This window comes from Rahnella sp. RcJ3 (assembly GCF_009498575.1).
GTDB classification, from domain to species: domain Bacteria; phylum Pseudomonadota; class Gammaproteobacteria; order Enterobacterales; family Enterobacteriaceae; genus Rahnella; species Rahnella aceris.
Genome location: NZ_QSNX01000013.1, coordinates 79,387 through 97,434 on the forward strand (window position 1 = coordinate 79,387; position 18,048 = coordinate 97,434).

General features: G+C 52.2%; 19 protein-coding genes and 1 pseudogene. 8 read left to right on the top strand and 12 right to left on the bottom strand.

Annotation, left to right across the window (positions count from 1 at the left end; genetic code table 11):
- The first annotated feature begins 2 nt into the window (after positions 1-2).
- The 3 genes from chbR to chbG are packed head-to-tail and all read left to right on the top strand — an operon-like array spanning position 3 to position 3,048.
- On the top strand, positions 3-839 hold the full coding sequence (gene chbR, locus DXU84_RS17515) for a transcriptional regulator ChbR (protein ID WP_013577911.1): 837 nt from the start codon (positions 3-5) through the stop codon (positions 837-839).
- 60 nt (positions 840-899) lie between these two features.
- Positions 900-2,243, top strand: coding sequence for a 6-phospho-beta-glucosidase (locus DXU84_RS17520; RefSeq protein WP_014416575.1), 1,344 nt, complete (start codon positions 900-902; stop codon positions 2,241-2,243).
- Positions 2,244-2,289: 46 nt separating this feature from the next.
- Positions 2,290-3,048: a chitin disaccharide deacetylase gene (gene chbG, locus DXU84_RS17525; protein ID WP_153376357.1), complete on the top strand. Its 759-nt coding sequence runs from the start codon at positions 2,290-2,292 to the stop codon at positions 3,046-3,048.
- A gap of 58 nt (positions 3,049-3,106) precedes the next feature.
- On the opposite strand, the gene DXU84_RS17530 is transcribed toward chbG, so the two are convergent.
- The 6 genes from DXU84_RS17530 to DXU84_RS17555 form a co-directional block, all read right to left on the bottom strand.
- Positions 3,107-3,997 carry an oxidoreductase gene (locus DXU84_RS17530; RefSeq protein ID WP_153376358.1) on the bottom strand — a complete coding sequence of 297 codons (891 nt, stop codon included), beginning with the start codon at positions 3,995-3,997 and terminating at the stop codon, positions 3,107-3,109.
- A 20-nt stretch (positions 3,998-4,017) separates the two neighbouring features.
- Positions 4,018-4,845, bottom strand: a complete 828-nt coding sequence (locus tag DXU84_RS17535; protein WP_153376360.1) for a DMT family transporter — start codon at positions 4,843-4,845, stop codon at positions 4,018-4,020.
- Between the two features lie 75 nt (positions 4,846-4,920).
- A complete protein-coding gene (gcvA, locus tag DXU84_RS17540; protein WP_112151509.1) occupies positions 4,921-5,826 on the bottom strand; it encodes a transcriptional regulator GcvA in 906 nt (301 codons plus the stop codon).
- Between the two features lie 121 nt (positions 5,827-5,947).
- Entirely contained in the window at positions 5,948-7,828 is a 1,881-nt protein-coding gene (locus DXU84_RS17545) for an amidohydrolase (RefSeq protein WP_119262397.1), read from the bottom strand.
- Positions 7,829-7,842: 14 nt separating this feature from the next.
- Positions 7,843-8,409 (bottom strand): antibiotic biosynthesis monooxygenase, encoded by a 567-nt coding sequence (locus DXU84_RS17550; RefSeq protein ID WP_037033130.1) that lies wholly within the window; start codon positions 8,407-8,409, stop codon positions 7,843-7,845.
- 118 nt (positions 8,410-8,527) lie between these two features.
- Positions 8,528-8,944 (bottom strand): helix-turn-helix domain-containing protein, encoded by a 417-nt coding sequence (locus DXU84_RS17555; RefSeq protein WP_013577903.1) that lies wholly within the window; start codon positions 8,942-8,944, stop codon positions 8,528-8,530.
- Between the two features lie 120 nt (positions 8,945-9,064).
- Between DXU84_RS17555 and DXU84_RS17560 the strand changes: the two genes are divergently transcribed.
- Positions 9,065-9,922: an SDR family oxidoreductase gene (locus DXU84_RS17560; RefSeq protein WP_013577902.1), complete on the top strand. Its 858-nt coding sequence runs from the start codon at positions 9,065-9,067 to the stop codon at positions 9,920-9,922.
- Between the two features lie 59 nt (positions 9,923-9,981).
- Here DXU84_RS17560 and DXU84_RS17565 read toward each other — a convergent pair whose 3' ends face one another.
- Positions 9,982-10,239, bottom strand: a complete 258-nt coding sequence (locus DXU84_RS17565) for a biofilm/acid-resistance regulator YmgB/AriR (protein ID WP_014416568.1) — start codon at positions 10,237-10,239, stop codon at positions 9,982-9,984.
- A 503-nt stretch (positions 10,240-10,742) separates the two neighbouring features.
- Here DXU84_RS17565 and DXU84_RS17570 point away from each other — a divergent pair.
- On the top strand, positions 10,743-11,279 hold the full coding sequence (locus DXU84_RS17570; protein WP_370461806.1) for an adenylate kinase: 537 nt from the start codon (positions 10,743-10,745) through the stop codon (positions 11,277-11,279).
- Here DXU84_RS17570 and idi read toward each other — a convergent pair.
- From idi to DXU84_RS17595, 5 genes are all read right to left on the bottom strand, one after another.
- Positions 11,232-11,765 (bottom strand): isopentenyl-diphosphate Delta-isomerase, encoded by a 534-nt coding sequence (gene idi, locus DXU84_RS17575; RefSeq protein WP_013577899.1) that lies wholly within the window; start codon positions 11,763-11,765, stop codon positions 11,232-11,234. The genes DXU84_RS17570 and idi overlap by 48 nt on opposite strands.
- Positions 11,766-12,033: 268 nt before the next feature.
- Complete coding sequence (locus tag DXU84_RS17580; protein ID WP_153376364.1) at positions 12,034-12,204, bottom strand: hypothetical protein; 171 nt, start codon at positions 12,202-12,204, stop codon at positions 12,034-12,036.
- A 142-nt stretch (positions 12,205-12,346) separates the two neighbouring features.
- Positions 12,347-12,823 carry a DUF2778 domain-containing protein gene (locus DXU84_RS17585; RefSeq protein WP_014416566.1) on the bottom strand — a complete coding sequence of 159 codons (477 nt, stop codon included), beginning with the start codon at positions 12,821-12,823 and terminating at the stop codon, positions 12,347-12,349.
- Complete coding sequence (locus DXU84_RS17590) at positions 12,820-13,302, bottom strand: Hcp family type VI secretion system effector (protein ID WP_013577896.1); 483 nt, start codon at positions 13,300-13,302, stop codon at positions 12,820-12,822. Before DXU84_RS17590 ends, DXU84_RS17585 begins: the two co-directional genes overlap by 4 nt.
- A 207-nt stretch (positions 13,303-13,509) precedes the next feature.
- Positions 13,510-13,929, bottom strand: a complete 420-nt coding sequence (locus tag DXU84_RS17595; protein ID WP_013577895.1) for a MarR family winged helix-turn-helix transcriptional regulator — start codon at positions 13,927-13,929, stop codon at positions 13,510-13,512.
- Positions 13,930-13,980: 51 nt separating this feature from the next.
- Here DXU84_RS17595 and DXU84_RS25170 point away from each other — a divergent pair.
- The 3 genes and pseudogenes from DXU84_RS25170 to DXU84_RS17605 form a co-directional block, all read left to right on the top strand.
- A pseudogene (locus tag DXU84_RS25170) lies at positions 13,981-14,078 on the top strand (hypothetical protein); the annotation flags it as partial.
- A 326-nt stretch (positions 14,079-14,404) separates the two neighbouring features.
- Positions 14,405-15,784, top strand: coding sequence for a glycoside-pentoside-hexuronide (GPH):cation symporter (locus DXU84_RS17600; protein ID WP_014416564.1), 1,380 nt, complete (start codon positions 14,405-14,407; stop codon positions 15,782-15,784).
- A complete protein-coding gene (locus DXU84_RS17605; protein WP_153376366.1) occupies positions 15,781-17,820 on the top strand; it encodes a TIM-barrel domain-containing protein in 2,040 nt (679 codons plus the stop codon). The genes DXU84_RS17600 and DXU84_RS17605 overlap by 4 nt, the downstream gene beginning before the upstream one ends.
- Positions 17,821-18,048 lie beyond the last annotated feature (228 nt).

An 18,048-nucleotide genomic window follows, 5' to 3' on the forward strand; every position in this document is an offset into this window, starting at 1 on the left:
TAATGCAGCCACCGGTACTGAGCATGGAAATCAAGACAGCGCGCGAAAATCAACTCTTCGACGGTCAGAATTTCCACATGTTCATCTACAACAAAGTAGAAAGCATTTCCGGACTGCATGAACATGATTACTACGAATTTACAGTGGTGCTGACCGGCCGGTATTACCAGAACGTCAATGGTAAACGGGTGTTGTTAGAACGCGGCGATTTTGTCTTTATCCCTCTGGGTTCCCATCACCAAAGTTTCTATGAATTCGGTGCGACGCGGATATTAAATGTCGGGATCAGCAAAGCGTTCTTCGAGCAACACTATTTATCTTTACTGCCATCCCGTTTTGTGGCGTCACAGGTTTATCAGATCAAGACTGAATTTCTGGCTTATATAGAATCTGTGATCGCTTCTCTTAATTTCAGGAACGGGGAATTTAATGAGTTTCTGGAAATGGTGACGTTTTATATTGTGAACCGTTTACGCCATCACAGAGAATCAGAAATCACGACAGATGCGCCAGGCTGGCTTAAAAATACCATCGAAAAGATGCACGACAAAGCACAGTTTAGTGACAAAGCATTAACGAATATGGTGGCCCTTTCCGGCAAATCACAGGAATATCTCAGCCGTGCCACGCAGCGACATTATGGCAAAACACCGATGCAGATTATTAATGAAATCCGTATTGATTTTGCCAAAAAACAGCTGGAGATCACCAATTATTCGGTCACGGACATCGCGTTTGAATCCGGTTACAGCAGCCCGAGTATGTTTATTAAAAACTTTAAAAAGCTAACTTCTTTTACCCCCAATCATTACCGAAAGAAGTTATGCAGTATTAATTAAACCGAATCATTTATTTCTCTGTTTAAATTTGCAGTGCATTATTATTGCACGGGAGTTCCTATGCGTAAAAAACTGAAAGTCGTCACAATTGGTGGCGGAAGTAGTTATACCCCGGAATTACTGGAAGGCTTTATTAAACGCTACGATGAATTGCCTATTACCGAGTTATGGCTGGTCGATGTGGAAGCCGGAAAAGAGAAACAGGATATTATTTTCAATCTTTGCCAGCGTATGGTGGAACGTGCAGGTGTGCCGATTGTAATGCATAAAACGCTGGATCGCCGCGAAGCCTTGGTGGATGCCGATTTTGTCACCACGCAACTGCGTGTTGGCCAGCTCAAAGCACGCGAACTGGACGAACGTATTCCGCTCAGCCACGGTTATCTCGGGCAGGAAACCAACGGCGCTGGTGGCCTGTTCAAAGGCTTGCGTACCATTCCGGTGATTTTTGACATCATTAAAGATGTCGAAGAGATCTGCCCGGACGCCTGGGTGATTAACTTCACCAACCCGGCCGGAATGGTAACGGAAGCGGTATTCCGGCACACCAGATTCAAGAAATTCATCGGCGTGTGTAACATCCCGGTTGGCATGAAAATGTTCATTCAGGATGTGCTGCAACTGACCCCGCAGGACGATTTATCCATCGACCTGTTTGGCCTGAACCACATGGTGTTCATTAAAGATGTTCTGGTCAACGGCGAATCACGTTTCGCCGAACTGCTCGACGGCGTCGCGTCCGGCACGCTGACCGCCGGTTCGGTGAAAAACATCTTTGATTTACCGTTCAGCGAAGGCCTGATCCGCTCCCTGAATTTGCTGCCGTGTTCTTATCTGCTGTATTACTTTAAGCAGAAAGAGATGCTGGCGATTGAGATGGGGGAATTCTACAAAGGCGGTGCACGCGCCACGGTGGTACAGAAGGTTGAAAAGCAGCTGTTCGATCTGTACAAAAACCCTGATCTGAACGTCAAACCGAAAGAACTGGAATTGCGCGGCGGGGCCTATTATTCCGATGCCGCCTGCGAAGTGATCAGCGCAATTTACAACGACAAACAAACCGAGCAGTACGTTAATTTCCCGCATAACGGCCATATTGATAACATCCCGTCTGACTGGGCGGTGGAAATGACGTGCACCATCGGGCGTGACGGCGCAAAACCACACCCGCGTATCACGCATTTCGACGAAAAAGTGCTTGGCCTGATATACACCATCAAAGGCTTTGAGATTGCCGCCAGCAATGCCGCACTGAGCGGTGAATTCAATGATGTTCTGCTGGCGATGAACCTCAGCCCGCTGATCCATTCCGATAAAGATGCTGAGATACTGGCGCGCGAAATGTTGCTGGCACATGAAAAACTACTGCCAAATTTTGCTAACACCATTGCTGCGCTGAAATAAACCCACGGCCTTCCCTGAAAAGGGAAGGCGTTCAACCGGGACATTTATGGATAAATTACTGATAGTGAACGCCGATGATTTCGGGCTTTGTAAAGCGCAAAACTACGGGATCATCGACGCATTCAACCACGGTGTGGTGCGGTCGACGACGGCGATGGTGAATATGGCCGCTGCAGAACATGCCGCGGTGCTCAGCAAAGAAAATCCTGATCTTGCCGTCGGCATGCATTTCGTGCTGACGCTCGGACGTCCCTTGTCATCCATGCCGGGGCTGGCCCGCGACGGTGAACTGGGAAAATGGATTTGGGAAATGGCAGAGCAGGGCATGTTACCGCTTGATGAAATCGCGCAGGAACTGCAATGCCAGTTCGGGCGTTTTGTGTCTCTGTTTGGCCGTTTGCCGACACATCTCGACAGTCATCATCATGTGCATATGTTCCCGCAGATTTTCCCGATCGTGGAAGCGTTCGCGAAAGATCAGGGCATTCCTGTACGCATCGATCGTGACGAGATCCGCCGGGGCGACATTGCGCTGTGTGGCGCGAAGAGTACCGACGGTTTCGACAGCAGTTTCTACGGAGAGACGGTTTCAGAAGCCCTGTTTGTGCAAACGCTGGACAACGCCACGCAGCGCGGTGACCGCTCGGTGGAAATCATGACCCATCCGGCGTTTATCGATAACACCCTTCTGGCGAGCAAATATTGCTATCCGCGCCTGGCGGAGCTGGATGTACTGACGTCGGCCTCGCTCAAAACTGCGATAACTGAACGCGGATTCCGGCTGGGATCGTTTAAGGATTTATAAGCTGTAATACGTAAAGCCCGCCGCTGGCATGACGCCTGCGGCGGGCTTTTTATTGGCGTCAGCCCGGCCCCTCACTTCCTGCCGCCAGCAGCGGTACCAGAATGTCGCTAACGGGCGTAGGAATACCCCGCGCGAGACCGTAACGCTGTATGACACCGTTGCGTATATCCCATTCCAGCGGGCGGTTAGCCTGGCGGTCGGCGAGAATAGAAGTGCCCAGGTCCGCGGGCGCACGATGAAAACCGTCAACGATCTCTTGCGGAACGTTATCGCTGAGTACCGCACCTTCCGCACGCGCGACAGTCAGACACTCACGCAGATAAGCCAGTGCCAGTTGCGTGATATCCCCGCGTGAGAACATTCCGGCACGGCGGTTAGAGAGAACCATCAGACCCGCGACCGCATTTTGCAGCAATTTGCGCCATGCGATCGTGAGGAAATCGGATGATAATTCAACCGTACAACGTGTGCCGCTGAGCGCATCAGCGATCCGTTTTGCCTGCGGCACATCCGGCAGCGTAAGACGCGGTTTTGCGCGCAGCCGGACAGAGGTATCCGGCTCACGTTGTGCTGGAAACCAAACAACGGAAGGCAGCACTGTTGCTCCGTTGACGTAGGGTTCCAGCGAGGTTTTCTGTTCGACGCCGTTTTGCAGTGCACAGACAACGGTATTTTTATCGCACAATGCGGTAAGCCAGCCGGCGCTGTCAGCCACCTGTGTGGTTTTCACCGCAACAAAAACCAGATCACACGGAGAGTGGACCTTCGACGGATTGATTAATACCGGGCCTGGCACCACCACCTCGCCGTCATCATGACGCAGAATTAATTGCGGATGCGCAGTGCGCCCGCAAAGCAGCGGCGTGCGGTTAACTTCATGCAGTGCTGCAGCGATGGTCGTACCAATCGCACCGGGACCTATCAGAGCAATAGCAGGGCGGTCAGACATCTCGAGTTCTCCTGATTTGATTAACCTATCAACAGTGTGCCGGTAGCAATTACCGCACACGCCAGCATTTTTCTCAGTGTCAGTGTTTCACCAAGAAACAGATAACCCAGAACGGCGGCAAACAGCACACTGGTTTCGCGCAGCGCGGAGACGGCGCCCATGGGTGCGGCCACCATGGCATAAATGATCATGCCGTAAGCCAGCAGCGACACCACACCCCCTGCCGCCGCACTGAGTAAACCGGGCCGCCAGCGCAGTAAACTTTTCGTGTCGCGCAGGGCGATATAAAGCGCTGGCATCAGTACTCCCCATAACATGCTCATCCACACGGTATAGGAAAACGAATTGCCGGAGACACGCACGCCAATACCATCCACTACGCTGTATGCCGCGATAAAAGCGCCGGTGGCCAGGGGATATTTCAGGCCCGGTATCGCCAGTTTACGGCTTCTCATGGCAAGCATCAGAATACCGCCAGAAATTAGCGCGATGCCGACAAGGGTGTTGAAGGCGATCTTTTCCCCGGCGAACAGAGCTGCGCCACAGGTCACCATCAGCGGCGAAGAACCGCGCGCAATCGGGTAGGTTTGCCCGAGATCACCGCTTTGATAACTGCGTATTAAACACAGGTTGTAACCGACATGCAGCAGGCCCGATAACACTGCATACTTCGCGCTCGCGAAGTCAGGAAGTGGCAGAAACAGCGCGATAACCCCGCAGGTAACGGCAATCGTCACGCACATGATGGTCATCGACCACAACCGGTCAGTTCCGCTGCGTAATAAGGCGTTCCAGCTGGCGTGCAGCAGGGCGGCGAATAAGGTCAGAAAAATAATATGAGCGGGCATGTACTGATGCTAAACAGCCTGTGCCCGGATTAACAGTGAAGTGTTGTCATCGTGGTATGAGCAATAACTCATACTTCAACGGTAACTGCGCTGCGCCTGCTGTGATTCGGCCAGCAGCCAGTTACGGAATTTCAGGATGTGCGGCTGTGTCTCGATGCCTTCCGGACAGACAAAGTAATAGGCGGCCGGAGAGGGGAAAACGACGTCAAAGAGCCTGACCAGACTGCCATCATGGATTTCTTTTTCAACGTGGCCGCTGCGCGCTAATGCAATGCCCTGACCCAGTAACGCGGCTTCAATCGTCATATTTGTGTCGGCGAAGCGCACGCTTTCGTGCAGTACATCAGTATTGACGCCGACCTGCTTAAACCAGGCATCCCATTTCGGTACCAGATCAGCCCCGTCACGCGTCAGCAGCGGAAAACGCAGCAGTTCCGCAGGTTCAGCGGGTATACCAAAACCGGCTAAGAATGCGGGGCTGGCAACGGGAAATAATTGTTCGCGAAACATAAACTCTGTATGCAGCGCCGCATAATTACCGTGTCCGAAACGGATCGCTACATCGGAATCTGCGCTGGCGAAGTTAATGGCTTTATCCGTACTTTCCAGCGAGACCAGAATTTCCGGATGCAAACGTGCTAATTCCGGCAGGCGCGGTAACAGCCACTTTAACGCGAAAGAATAGGTGGTGCTGACACGCAGCCGCACCCGTCCTTTTTGTTCACGCAGATCGGCAAGTGTCGTTTCAAGCTTACTAAAGAATTCCCGTACCAGAGGGGCAAGCGCCGCACCGGCAGGCGTCAGGCTCAGGGTTTTACCACGCTGAAAAAGCTGCAGGCCCCAGCTATCTTCCAGTTTTTTCAACTGATGGCTGACGGCACTTTGTGTAATAAACAGCTCCTCTGCGGCTGAGGTAAACGTCGTGTGGCGGGTGGCGACTTCAAAGGCGCGAAGTGTGGCTGTAGGGGGAAGGTCACGCATCATTCAGTTCCTGTTAATGAGCTAATGCTCATAACAGGGTATGCCGGAGCGTGTGCAAAAGATACGGTGACAGAAAAAAATGGCCTGCAATGCAGGCCATTTTCATGTCGTTCTCAACGGGTCAGAACGAGAAGCACGAACATCCTAACGCACCCCAGAAAGCGTTGTCATCGGACACCGGGACATCAGAACCACGGGCAATATCATGGCTGTGTTTATGCACGCCACACGGGCCGACGCACTGATGCCCCTGACGAACCAGCCCGACGCGCGCTGCACCTTGTGGCGGCGCAGAGCGGTAATGCCCAGGCACTGTGGTGACCGGCGACCAGTCCGGCAGCACCGGGATGGCTGGCGGCGCGAGCGGCGAGAAACTGCCTGCCGCGTAAACCACTTTGCCATCGACCACGGTCATCACCGATTCGATGCCCTTGATACGTTCTTCCTGCACGCTGAAGAAATCTTCGGAAAGAACGGCCAGATCGGCCAGTTGCCCGACTTTGATCTGACCTTTCTTGCCCTGTTCGCTGGAGAACCAGGAACTGCCCTGCGTCCACAGCATCAGCGCGGTTTCGCGGTCAATACGGGCGGCGTCGTCATACATCGCCATGCCGCCGACGGTGCGACCGGAAACCAGCCAGTACAGTGCCGTCCATGGGTTATAACTGGCAACACGGGTCGCGTCGGTGCCCAACCCGACCGGCACGCCTGCGGACAACATTTTCGCCACCGGTGGCGTATGTTTGGTGGCCTCGATACCGTAGCGTTCAGCGAAGTATTCTCCCTGGAACGCCATACGGTGCTGTACCGCAATGCCGCCGCCCAGCGCTTTGACGCGCTCAATGTTGCGTTCGGTGATGGTTTCCGCATGGTCAAAGAACCAGTGCAGCCCGTTGAACGGGATATCGCTGTTCACTTTCTCAAAGACATCCAGCATCCGGCTGATCGACTCGTCATAGGTTGCATGCAGGCGGAACGGCCAGCGGTGCTCCACCAGATGACGCACCACGCGTTCAAGTTCGACCTCCGTTCCCGGCGGTAAATCCGGACGCGGTTGCAGGAAATCTTCAAAGTCTGCGGCTGAAAATACCAGCATTTCGCCTGCGCCGTTATGACGGTAGAAATCAGTGCCCTGGCCAGGTTTGAGCATGTCGGTCCACAGCTCGAAATCTTCCAGTTCATGTTGCGGACGCTGGGTAAACAGGTTGTAAGCAATACGTATCGTCAGTTGATTTTTCTGATGAAGCTCATCGATGATCTGATAATCCTCAGGGTAATTCTGGAAGCCGCCGCCTGCATCAATCGCGCTGGTGAGGCCGAGACGGTTCAGTTCACGCATAAACTGGCGGGTAGAGTTCACCTGCTGTTCCAGCGGCAGTTTCGGTCCTTTCGCCAGCGTTGAATATAAGATCATCGCGTTTGGCTTGGCGATCAGCATGCCGGTCGGATTACCATTGCTGTCACGCTGAATTTCACCGCCTGGCGGATTGGGGGTGTCTTTGGTGTAGCCGACCACTTTGAGCGCGGCGCGGTTGAGCAATGCGCGGTCATATAAATGCAGGATAAACACCGGCGTATCGGGCGCGGCCTGATTAATTTCATCCAGCGTCGGCATGCGGCGTTCGGCAAACTGAAATTCAGTCCAGCCTCCTACCACGCGCACCCACTGCGGGCTTGGTGTCCGCAGCGCCTGTTCTTTCAGCATCCGCAGGGCATCGGCCAGCGAAGGCACGCCTTCCCAGCGCAATTCCAGATTGTAATTCAGACCGCCACGGATCAGATGCAGGTGCGAGTCGTTCAGGCCCGGAATGGCGGTGTGTCCGTGCAAATCCACTACCTGCGTCTGCGCATCAGCAAACTGCATCACTTCATTTTCGGTACCGACAGCCAGGAATTTACCGTCTTTGATTGCGACAGCATTTGCCAGCGGTTTTTCTCTGTCAACGGTGTGGAATTTGCCGTTAAGCAGGATCAGTGAAGCAACATTATTTATTGAATTCATTGGAAAATCTCCTGTTATTGCGCGGAAGCGCGCGTCAGCCATGAATGGAACACTCGTGTAACGATTGGCATCCAGAGGAAAACCACCAGCCCTACGACCGTGGCGTCATTGAGTAAATGACCGCCTTCGGTGCCTTTAAGCTGTGGCAAAAACTGCCCCCAAAACCAGGGCACAATATGAGTCGATGGATAAATTACCCCCAATGTCAGCAGATACTGTTTCCAGCGGGCGGGCGGGCGGACATTCGCACTTGGCGGGGTGAACCAGAATTCGGCACCGGGACGCACCTCGGTGCTGTCGTTTTGCAACAACAGCGGGCTGACTTCCGCCACCAGTTGTTTACGCAGATCCGAGTTGTGCCATGCATTAAGATTTTCCAGCGTGTCGAAACGCACCAGAATGGTATAAGCATCGCCGCTGCGGCTCGGGCGGATGACGTTGACGCCAAGATGCCCCGGGAAGGTACTGGCCTGTGGCATAATTTTATTCAGCCAGGCTTCATATTGCGCTTCGCTGGCTGGCGCAATCTTATGGGTAATGACGAGCGTGACATGTTGCTTGTGGGTCTGGGACGGGGACATACATCACCTCAGCTGATTAAAATAAAAGGTTTTATCGAATCAATGAAATGATGTTAGTCGGTGGATAGAGTCAATGATAGGTGAGAATTTTTGGGGACTTGTTAAGTTTTTTTGTTAATTACTCTGCACCTACGATACGCAGGCTACGCTGTTTCATAACGCGATGCAGATTCGACTCCAGCCAGTCTGCAAGTCCGGCAACCTGATCTTTTACTTCGATGCCGAGGGGGGTCAGAGAATATTCCACATGCGGCGGCACCACCGGATAAGAACGGCGGTCGATGAAACCGTCTTCTTCGAGGGACTGTAAAGTCTGTGCCAGCATTTTTTCGCTGACACCGCCGACTTTGCGGCGCAGTTCGCTAAAGCGCAATGTGTTATCGCTGAGCGCGATCAGGATCAGTAATCCCCAGCGGCTGGTGATGTGACGCAGGATTTCGCGCGACGGGCAGTTGGGATTCAGGACTTCGCCCCGGCGGATTTGTTCTGACAGTGGCAAACGTTCAGCGGGTTGCTCAGAGGAAATTATTTTCATACTAACCTTAGGGTACGTACTTACGAAAAGTTAGTGTATCGCATAGGATGTGTTTACGGCGACATTTTTAGCGCCTTGAAAGCATAAATCATCTGTCGAATACTTTTTGGAGAAACCATTATGATCGCAATTACCGGTGCTACCGGCCAGTTAGGCCGCCTTGTTATTGCTGCACTTCTGAAAAAAGTGCCTGCTGATCAGATTATTGCCGCGGTGCGTAATCCGCAAAAAGCTCAGGATCTGGCAGATCTGGGTATTGACGTGCGTCAGGCCGATTACAGCCAGCCCGCCACACTGGATTCTGCGTTTAAAGGCGTCGAAAAACTGCTGCTGATTTCTTCCAGTGAAGTCGGTCAGCGCGAAGCACAACATAACGCGGTCATCGACGCAGCAAAACGTGCAGGCGTGAAACTGCTGGCCTACACCAGTCTGCTTCATGCAGACAAAAGTCCGCTGGGACTGGGTGTTGAACACCGTGCGACCGAAAAAGCATTAAGCGAATCCGCCATTCCATTCGTGCTGTTGCGTAACGGCTGGTACACCGAAAACTATGCGGCGAGTATCGCCCCGGCGCTGGCGCATAACGCGTTTATTGGTTCAGTCGGTGAAGGGAAAATCTCTTCCGCTGCGCGCCAGGATTATGCTGAGGCCGCGGCGGCAGTACTGACGCAGGAAAATCAGGCCGGTAAAATCTACGAACTGGCCGGGGATGAAGCCTACACGCTGGCGGAATTCACTGCCGAAATTGCCCGTCAGTCCGGTAAAAAAGTTGATTATATCAACCTGCCGGAGGCGGAATTTGCCAAAGCGCTGCTTGGTGCCGGTTTACCGGAAGGTCTGGCGAATATGCTGGCAGATTCTGATGCAGGTGCAGAGAAAGGGGGCTTGTTTGATGATTCTCATACATTGAGCAAACTGATTGGTCGTCCGACCACGCCGGCTAAAGATGTGATCGCCGCGACACTGAAATCGCTTTAACAAAACAGTTATTGCGCTCCGGCCTGTTAACATCATCTTTAACAGGCCGGTAATATTTTTTAAATCACATCGTCCTGCGTGGAAAGTAACACCAGTTCCAGTAAGTTACGGCAACCTTGCTGATTACTGATGTTGGTCTCCTGTTCCAGATGGCGCACCAGACCTTCAATGATGGCCTTATTACTCACCGGATAGTGGCTGGAGAGAAGTCCTGAAACAATAGTCCCGAGGATCTCAACTTCGCTTAATGTCGGCGTTTCCCGCACATTTAAATAATCACTGATTTCTGTAACTGTTTGTTCTGCTTCGATTTGCATGTAGACCTCCTTAAACTTTTCAGCGGATTCGTCTCACGTGAAAAGTGCCTATTGCCAGTCAGAAAAGAGAGTATTGTGAAGTTTTTCTTCACAATTTCCGGCCCTGACTCATCTGATCGTTGTGTTGTGCATCACGAAAACCCCAGCCATGAAAAAAACCTTTGGAAGAAGGGAAATCCAATTTTTCTTCCAAAGGTCAGGCTGAATACGCCCGTAAAAGACGGACTAATGATGAAGCAGGGGTAACAGAAAGTTATACAAAGATTGCCAATCTGTACAGGTATGGCTGCAAGATATTTTAGATTTTGTTGCTAGCAATCGAAAAAAAAGCACAAATAGTTCATCCATTCGCAGCGGCAATACATTCACACGACAACTAAGTTCTGTGCGTAATGGTTGCGGGCGTTAATTCATGTGCTTGTACAAGTGAAATATGTTGCGGCATAATATGCGCCCTTTTTTCAGGCCAGATGCAACATCCGGCAGCGGATAAGGATCATGTGGTGAAAATCAATGTTATTGGTACCAGCGGAAGCGGGAAATCAACGCTTGCGCGCAACATTTCTCAGAAACTGAATATTCCTTATATTGAACTGGATGCGCTGTTCTGGAAGCCGGACTGGCAGGGCACACCGGATGAAGAATTTTTTGCCCGTCTGACAGAAAAACTGGCGGCCAGTGACGGCTGGGTGATTGACGGAAATTACAAACGTACTCAGGCCGTAAAATGGCGCGAAATCGATATGATCGTGTGGGTGGATTATTCGTTCGGGCGCACGTTATATCAGGCGGTGAAACGCGCCGCCACGCGGGCATGGGGACAAAAGGAAATCTGGGCGGGAACGGGGAATCGCGAATCGTTTCGTAAAAGCTTCTTCAGCCGGGATTCAATTATTCTGTGGACGCTGAAAACTTACGCGAAAAATCGTCGCCAGTATCAGGCTTTGTTTAACGATCCTGACTGGCAGCATGTCCGCTTTGTGCGCCTCAGATCACCCCAGCAGACTGAGGTTTTCCTGCGTGATCTGGCCCAGTTGTAACACCATCCACGGGCTGAATGCCCAGGGTGTTGCCCGAACGCTGTTCAGCAAATCTTCCGGCTTAACCCACTGATAATCCATGACTTCAGAAGCACGCGGTACGGGCAGCTGGCGGGTGAAAGCGGCAAATATCGGGCAAAACTCGTTTTCGACAATCCCGGATGCATCGGTGGCACGATACTGAAATTCGTCAACCAGCGACGTGATTTGCTCCACGGATAAACCCAGTTCGTACTGACAGCGACGGCAAACTGCCGCCCGAAGGGATTCACCCGGCAGCGGGTGTCCGCAGACAGAATTGGTCCAGACGCCGGGCCAGGCCACTTTGCTCAGGGCGCGTCGTGTCAGCAGGATTTCGCCGCGATCGTTGTGAATATAGCAGGAAAATGCAAGATGCAAGGGTGTCTGGCCGGTATGCACCAGCGCTTTGTCCATGGTGCCCGCCGGTTGATTTTTACCATCAAGTAATACGACTTCTTCAATCATAAAAACTCCCGTTAGTCCTCCATCATAGACCCTGTATAACCTCCTTCCAACCGTTCACTCCCCGTTGACATCCATCCCCTGATGCGGCCTGAGTCAGACATCCTGATCGATGGCGGTGGTTTCGAGGGACGACAATAATTTTCGGTGTTGTTACGCATAGCTTCAACGATGCCACTACGGATGAGTTTGATGATATTCCGTGCATGTAAAAAACCCGGCATTTAGCCGTCTTATTCCATCCTGAGTTATACCAATCTATACATCCTGGTTATTCACCATAAGCGGTTCTTCCATGCATCACTGTATTGAATACCAGCCCGGCTTGCCGCCGGGCTTTGATTACTCTTTCTTTCTCAGTAAAAAGGCGACAAGCCAGATCAGTGAAATGTTCAACAGGAATGAAGTCAGATGGATAAAGGTCATAAAGATATTTGCCCATGATTCTTCTTTTATAAAACCTGTTTTTTCTGTCAAAAGTGAGTACGCGATATTTTCGGGTATTAAGGCGAAAATGGTGACGAGTATTACGACAAAAGACGCCGAGCCAGCCATCCAGATCAGAATATATTGGTATGGTTTCATTAGTACACCTGCACTGTGCCAAACGCTTTCATTGTTGGGCTAACCATCGTGGTTGGTGTCTTGAGTAATGCTTCTCGAAGGATATCGAAGTGTGACTTACTGGTAAATGTTATGCAGCCGTTACTTGTCCCCTGATATCCAGCCGGATGTAATCTGAAATTTCCACGTTCGACATCCTCAATGAAAGTCGTGTCATCAATCAAGCTATCATCGCGAAATAATGCAAACCACGCTGCATGATCTGAACCGCTGACAATTGACTTAAGCCAATCACGCTGCTTGTACATTAAACCCCCCACAGGGCGGGATACGATGTAGTACCTGCCTGGCGGTAGTGGTCCTATGTTTTTGACCGCTGTCTGTTCAGGATCGTTGCGCTGTGCGGGATTGCCTGAGTATGCAGGGAAAAAACCAATTCCCGGGCAACTTAGCGTTGATATACCCGCTCCGTTTAACCGAAACATGCACTTGATCATCTGTCATTCCACGCATCTGAAAAAATGATATTCCCATCGCAATGTTTCCACGTGATCCGCTCGTAACGCAGTGAAATTGACTCAAGATGGTTATGTTTATCAGTGGCAGGGTTTTTGCAATCATGCATTAGCGGGCAAACAGAAACGACCTTTACATTTTCCATCAGCATATTGAAATATTCAGCTTCCTGACCAGCATCGTTGATCCTGTACCACCTTATCTCCGCAGATTTTAAGGTTTGGCCTTTTGCTACGGCCTTGTAAAGGTAGGGCGAAGAGCTATCGAATTCTTTTTCAAAAGTCAGCGCGGAATGTACACGAGTACCGGTGATCTTGCCTGTGTTGTTGTCAGTAGGTAAAAACAAGCCGTGCCCAAATCCTTGAACCTCGATACTCCCCTCACGCCCATTCACATCGACAGATCCTTTGATGTCAGCGCCGCCGTCATCTTTAAGCCATAGGTAAGCGGGTATTGCCATTTTGATAAGTCCCTTTTGAAATTGAGGGTATAAGTTATGCCCATCAATCGCCGAAAACAATTAGCGAATATCGTAATAAGTTGATTTTCAGAGGTTTATTATCAGTGAGCGTTCACCTGGGGTAAGGCGCTGAATACAGATTAATGACTGGAATTATGGAACGAAGTGGGCCTTCACCTCATCAAGCCGCAAGGCTTTACGGCAAAGTTATACTGAATCCTCTGTCATAGACTTCAGCAGGCGGACTAAATGCTGTTGATCGTCTGGAGAAAGTCTTGCCAGAAATTCAGTATCTACCTGCTGACCGACGGGCTGGGTTTTCGCGAGAACCGTTTTCCCCTCCGCCGTCAGCGTAATAAAACGCCGGCGTTTATCTGCCGGATCGGCTTCACGGACCAGCAACCCGCGCGTTTCAAGGCGCGCCAGCATTTCCGCCAGTGTCGCTTTGCTGCTGACGGCGACATCCGTGAGCAGCACCTGCTCAATGCCGGGATTTTCAGCGACAGAGCGCAACACCGCATATTGCGGTTTGGTCAGTTCCGGGATGCACTGCTGCCATCTCGCGGTGTGTTGCTGGAAAACCTTGCGCATTAAGTGAAAGGCTTCCTGTCTCAGTTCTGTGCTCATCATCACTTCCCGAATTTCTTATTGGTCTGCCTCTATCTTAGCAATCTCTGAAGCGCGAACGCCACCGGCCGTATCGGCGAAGGCGCCCCGCGCTGTATTTCGATAATGTGGAAGGATTTACTGATGCGCGCATTGCGCTCAATACCCTTTAAAGTCAAAACCGTGGGTTGCCACCCACACTGGCCTCAAGGGGCGCCTATCGCCGCACCCCTTGAGGCCAGTGTGGGCGGCTAGCCCACGACCTTGACCTTGAAGCCTGTGTGGGTGGCAACCCACGGTCCTGACTCAAAGGCCAGGTCAAAGGACTGCAAGATCCTTTCCCCTCCTCATGTTACCGGTATCACACAAATCAAAAATCATAAGAAATTTATAACATCTCGTAATTGTGACTCGCTTTTAACCATTCTATAACAAGTCCTCGGGCCACGGACGGACTGACTTTTTTGTGTTTAACCTACAAAAGGCAGGACGAAAAATGACTGCGAAGTTATCCGTAAAAGAAAAAGTGAGTTACGGTCTGGGGGATATGGCGAGCCATATTGGTCTGGATAATGTGATTATATTTTTGACGTTTTATTACACCGATGTTGTGGGATTACCGGCAGTCTTTGTCGGGACAATGTTTCTTGTTGCACGCGTCGCTGATGCGATTGTGGATCCGGCGATGGGGCTGATCGCTGACCGGACACAAACCCGGTTTGGTAAATTCCGGCCTTATATTCTCTGGCTGGCGTTACCTTTCGGGGCAAGCTGTTTACTGGTTTACGCGGTGCCGGAATCTCTGACGCTGGGCGGTAAAATGGTGTACGCCAGCGTCACTTATTGCGTGATGATGCTGATGTACACCGCCATTAACATTCCCTATTGCTCGATGGGCGCGATCATTACGCCGGATAATACCCAGCGTATTTCCCTGCAATCCTATCGGTTCTTCCTCGCTACGCTGGGCGGCGCGATGTCCACATTCCTGATGATGCCGCTGGCGGAAATGATGGGCGGTGGCAATAAACTCGACGGCTATTTTGGCGCGATGGCGATCATGGCGTCGATTGCCGTGGTGATGTTCCTGCTGTGTTTTCTCAATACGAAAGAACGTATCAGCGCGCCGCCGACACATGAGAATTTTCTCTCCGATTTACGTGACTTAGTGCGTAACGATCAGTGGCGGGTGGTGGCAGCGCTGATCTTCTTCAACATCTCCTTCGGCGTGGTGCGTCTCGGCGCAATGATGTATTACGTCACTTATTATCTCGGCAATGCCAGCTACTTTATGTGGCTGCTGGCGGCACACATTGTCGGCAAAAGTCTCGGCAGTCTGCTGGTTAAACCGCTGACCCGCAACCGCAGCAAACTCGCGGCCTTCACACTGTGCGCCATTCTGACCGGTGCGCTGAGCGCGGCGATTTTCTTCGTTCCGGCGTGGATTTCCCTGCTGGTGGGCATGACCTTGCTGGTCTCCACCTTCTATCAGGTCACCACCACGCTGATGTGGGTGATGATGTCTGATGTGGTGGATTACGGCGAATACAAACAGGGCAAACGCATGGATGGCACCGTGTTTTCCACCTTGCTGGCGATCCTCAAAATGGGGATGGCGGTGAGCGGGGCGGTGGTCGGCTGGACACTGGGCATGAGCGGTTACGTGCCGCATGCCGCACAGCAGAATACTGTCGCGATGCTGTCGATTATCGCGCTGTTCTCGCTGGTGCCGGGCGTGCTGTCAATGTTCAGCGCGCTGTCGATGCGCTGGTACAAGCTTAATGACGCCACCATGAAACAAATCAATCAGTCAAAAATTTCCCGGGAACATGAGCCTGAACCTCAGGCCACCTTGCATACACAGGAGTCCGCATGAGCGAATTAATCGCCGAAAAGAACCGTATCCTCTGGCATTTTGATCAGCAAACGCTGGTGATTGAACCCTGGGGCGAGAACAGCCTGCGCGTGCGCGCCACCTGCCGTCCTGAACTCAATGATTCGTTGTGGGCGCTGCTGCCCGCGGACACTCAGCCACAAGCAGACATCAGTCATAGCACAGAAACCCTGACGCTGCGCAACGGTAACATCACCGCGACGGTGAATATCAAAGGGCAACTGGCGTTTTATAACCTGCGTGGTGAACTGATCCTCGAAGAGTACTGGCGTCAGCGTTCGACTGTGGGCATTGGCGCAACGGAAAAGAGTCAGGATAAATACATCAGTGCACTGAAGATGGATGCCCGCGAATTTAAAGCCATTCCCGGTGGCAAGCATCAATTAACCGTGCGTTTTGAATCGCGTCCGGACGAGAAAATTTATGGCATGGGGCAGTACCAGCAGAGCTGTCTGGATCTGAAAGGCTGCACGCTGGAACTGGCGCAGCGTAACTCGCAGGCCAGCGTACCCTTTATGCTTTCAAGCCTGGGTTACGGCATGTTGTGGAACAATCCGGCGATTGGCGAAGCGACATTCGGCAAAAACATTACCCGCTGGGAAGCGCAGGTCACGGAGCAGATGGATTACTGGATCACCGCCGGAGACACGCCCGCTGACATCCTGCATCAGTATGGCCGCGCGACCGGCACTGCGCCGCAAATGCCGGAATACGCGACTGGTTTCTGGCAGTGCAAACTGCGCTACCGTACGCAGCAGGAAGTGCTGGAGGTGGCGCGTGAATACAGGCGGCGCAATTTGCCGGTTTCGGTGATTGTCATCGACTTCTTCCACTGGCCGAATCAGGGCACCTGGTGTTTTGACCCCGTGGACTGGCCGGATCCGAAAGCCATGGTCGCGGAGCTTAAATCGCTGGGCATCGAAACTATGGTGTCGGTCTGGCCGACGGTAGACAGCCGCACCGACAATTATAAGGAAATGAAATCCAAAGGTTATCTGGTCAATACCGATCGCGGTGTGTCGGTGAATCTGGATTTTCTCGGCAACTGTACCTTCTTTGATGCCACACATCCCGGCGCGCGTCAGTTTGTCTGGGATAAGGTGAAGCAGAACTATTACGATCTGGGCATCCGCACCTTCTGGCTGGACGAAGCCGAGCCGGAATACCGCGCTTATGATTTTGATAACTATCGCTATCATCTCGGGCCGGTGCTGGAAGTGGGCAACATCTATCCGCAAAAATTCGCGCAAGGTTTTCACGACGGTTTACAGCAGGAAGGTGAGCACGAGATCGTGAATCTGGTGCGTTGCGCCTGGGCAGGCAGCCAGCGTTACGGCGTGCTGGCGTGGTCGGGCGACATCCATTCTTCCTTCCACGCGCTGCGTAATCAGATTGCCGCCGGTCTGAATATGGGGCTGGCGGGCATTCCCTGGTGGACGACGGATATCGGCGGTTTCCAGGGGGGGAATGTGAATGATCCGGCGTTTCATGAGTTGCTGATCCGCTGGTTCCAGTGGGGCGTATTCTGTCCGGTGATGCGTTTACATGGCTACCGCGAACCGCAAATCCAGCCGTCAGAACCGTGGCGTGACGGCATTGCGCAATGCAACAGCGGCGCACCCAATGAAGTCTGGAGTTACGGCGAAGAGAATTACCAGCTGATGAAAAGCGGGTTATTCCTGCGCGAAAAACTGCGCCCTTACATCAGCCGCGTGATGCAGGAAGCGCATGAAAATGGCGATCCGGCGATGCGCACCCTGTTCTATCAGTATCCGGGTCAGGCTGAAAGCTGGCAGGTGGAAGATCAGTACATGCTTGGCGCAGATATTCTGGTTGCGCCGGTGTTGTATGCCGGTCAGCGCGAGCGGGAAGTGTGGTTACCGGCGGGAGAAACGTGGGTGGCATTGAATGGCGAACGCTATGAAGGGGGGAGGGTGATCACGGTTGCTGCACCAATGAGTGAAATTCCTGTGTTTGTGCGGGAAGGTGCAGACCCGGCTGCACGGGCGATCTTGTAATCGGGTTGCAGATAGCCGCTGCAACGGGGCGGCTGCTTAGAACAGAAGGGTGGCAGTTTCGGTTTCTCAATAGCTGTGATCGCTCAGCGGTTTCGGCGCAGCGCGTTAAGCGATCACCGCACGTGAGAAACCGAAACTACCTCATTCCAGCCTTTACTCCAGCCAGCAGTGCAACTGCAAATCGAGTTATCACAAAACCGTTAACTCTCCGCGAGGATTCCGTAATCC

Excerpts from the sequence above, each read along its gene's own strand:
- chbR (WP_013577911.1), top strand. The coding sequence starts at position 3 with ATGCAGCCACCGGTACTGAGCATGGAAATCAAGACAGCGCGCGAAAAT.
- DXU84_RS17520 (WP_014416575.1), top strand. The coding sequence starts at position 900 with ATGCGTAAAAAACTGAAAGTCGTCACAATTGGTGGCGGAAGTAGTTAT.
- chbG (WP_153376357.1), top strand. The coding sequence starts at position 2,290 with ATGGATAAATTACTGATAGTGAACGCCGATGATTTCGGGCTTTGTAAA.
- DXU84_RS17530 (WP_153376358.1), bottom strand. The coding sequence starts at position 3,997 with ATGTCTGACCGCCCTGCTATTGCTCTGATAGGTCCCGGTGCGATTGGT.
- DXU84_RS17535 (WP_153376360.1), bottom strand. The coding sequence starts at position 4,845 with ATGCCCGCTCATATTATTTTTCTGACCTTATTCGCCGCCCTGCTGCAC.
- gcvA (WP_112151509.1), bottom strand. The coding sequence starts at position 5,826 with ATGCGTGACCTTCCCCCTACAGCCACACTTCGCGCCTTTGAAGTCGCC.
- DXU84_RS17545 (WP_119262397.1), bottom strand. The coding sequence starts at position 7,828 with ATGAATTCAATAAATAATGTTGCTTCACTGATCCTGCTTAACGGCAAA.
- DXU84_RS17550 (WP_037033130.1), bottom strand. The coding sequence starts at position 8,409 with ATGTCCCCGTCCCAGACCCACAAGCAACATGTCACGCTCGTCATTACC.
- DXU84_RS17555 (WP_013577903.1), bottom strand. The coding sequence starts at position 8,944 with ATGAAAATAATTTCCTCTGAGCAACCCGCTGAACGTTTGCCACTGTCA.
- DXU84_RS17560 (WP_013577902.1), top strand. The coding sequence starts at position 9,065 with ATGATCGCAATTACCGGTGCTACCGGCCAGTTAGGCCGCCTTGTTATT.
- DXU84_RS17565 (WP_014416568.1), bottom strand. The coding sequence starts at position 10,239 with ATGCAAATCGAAGCAGAACAAACAGTTACAGAAATCAGTGATTATTTA.
- idi (WP_013577899.1), bottom strand. The coding sequence starts at position 11,765 with ATGATTGAAGAAGTCGTATTACTTGATGGTAAAAATCAACCGGCGGGC.
- DXU84_RS17580 (WP_153376364.1), bottom strand. The coding sequence starts at position 12,204 with ATGGGCAAATATCTTTATGACCTTTATCCATCTGACTTCATTCCTGTT.
- DXU84_RS17585 (WP_014416566.1), bottom strand. The coding sequence starts at position 12,823 with ATGATCAAGTGCATGTTTCGGTTAAACGGAGCGGGTATATCAACGCTA.
- DXU84_RS17590 (WP_013577896.1), bottom strand. The coding sequence starts at position 13,302 with ATGGCAATACCCGCTTACCTATGGCTTAAAGATGACGGCGGCGCTGAC.
- DXU84_RS17595 (WP_013577895.1), bottom strand. The coding sequence starts at position 13,929 with ATGAGCACAGAACTGAGACAGGAAGCCTTTCACTTAATGCGCAAGGTT.
- DXU84_RS17600 (WP_014416564.1), top strand. The coding sequence starts at position 14,405 with ATGACTGCGAAGTTATCCGTAAAAGAAAAAGTGAGTTACGGTCTGGGG.
- DXU84_RS17605 (WP_153376366.1), top strand. The coding sequence starts at position 15,781 with ATGAGCGAATTAATCGCCGAAAAGAACCGTATCCTCTGGCATTTTGAT.